This is a genomic window from Streptomyces niphimycinicus (genome assembly GCF_018883605.1).
Taxonomy (GTDB): domain Bacteria; phylum Actinomycetota; class Actinomycetes; order Streptomycetales; family Streptomycetaceae; genus Streptomyces; species Streptomyces niphimycinicus.
Genome location: NZ_JAHLEM010000677.1, coordinates 1 through 989 on the forward strand (window position 1 = coordinate 1; position 989 = coordinate 989).

1 protein-coding gene is annotated in these 989 nt (G+C 70.0%); it reads right to left on the reverse strand.

Features of this window, described 5'->3' with window-relative positions; all coding sequences use genetic code 11:
• On the reverse strand, positions 1-989 hold a 989-nt coding region (locus KN815_RS39885), incomplete at both ends, for an IS200/IS605 family accessory protein TnpB-related protein (RefSeq protein ID WP_216346690.1).

Below are 989 nucleotides of genomic sequence, written 5' to 3' on the forward strand. Positions count from 1 at the left end.
CACTCCCCCAGCTACCGCTGGGAGGTACCCCCTGGTCTCCCGCTTTCGCTCCGCGTCCGGCGCCGACGGATCGTGTCCGTGGTCCGGGAATGCGGGGGCGGGTTTCCTCACGCCCCGGGATGCCCGATGCGGCCTGGACGCTCCGATGCCCCACCGCATCGCTCCGGTGCGGTGGGGGCGGTTGCGTCCGTCGCCGGATCGGGTATCCCAGGGCGCGCCTGCCGATCGCCACCGCTGCCGCGTGATGGCGAGTGGGCTTCCTGTTCTTGCCGGTGAGGGGCTTCTTCCAGTGCTGGGCGCCCCAACGGCTGGTATAGGCGGGATCGACGGCCACGACGGTGATGCCAAGCTCGGCAGCCATCGATACCAGCCGTGCCCGTAGCTTGGAGGTGGGCATGCCGGAGATCAGCTTACGGAACCGCTTCCTGCGCCCGTGCTTCTCGCGGGTCTTCTCCGCCGCGAAATCGAGGTCCTCGACCGCGATGGACGCCCGATGACGCCTGGCCCAGTGCAGGAGGCGGATCAGCGCATGCCGCACCTGCGCGTCCCGGTGCGGTGCGCAGCCGGACAGATCGTAGCCGAACCGACGCGGCTCGCCGACGGGGTTGCCATGGGCGTCCAGACGCCAGGCGGCCAGATGGTCGGCGTTCATGTCGACGCCTGTCAGCCCGCCGGACCGGACCGCCTGCAACGACACCGTCTTCACCGGCGAAATGTGCCAGGAGGCGGTCACGTACCAGCGATCGCGGTCAATGTCGTAGTGGATGCGGCAAGCCACGGCGCGGTTCGCCGCGATACGGTCGGCCCACTGCTCGCCCCGGTGCCGGAAGCCGACCCGGCAGGCCAGCACGTACCGGCCGTGGGGTCTGTTGGCCAGCCCGGCCAGCGGTGCCGGAAGCTTGATGCTCACCTCACCGTCCGGGCTGACACGGATCGTTTCATTCCCGTACGGCTTCCCCGACTCGCCGTCGGCCTGGAGGAACCAGCGC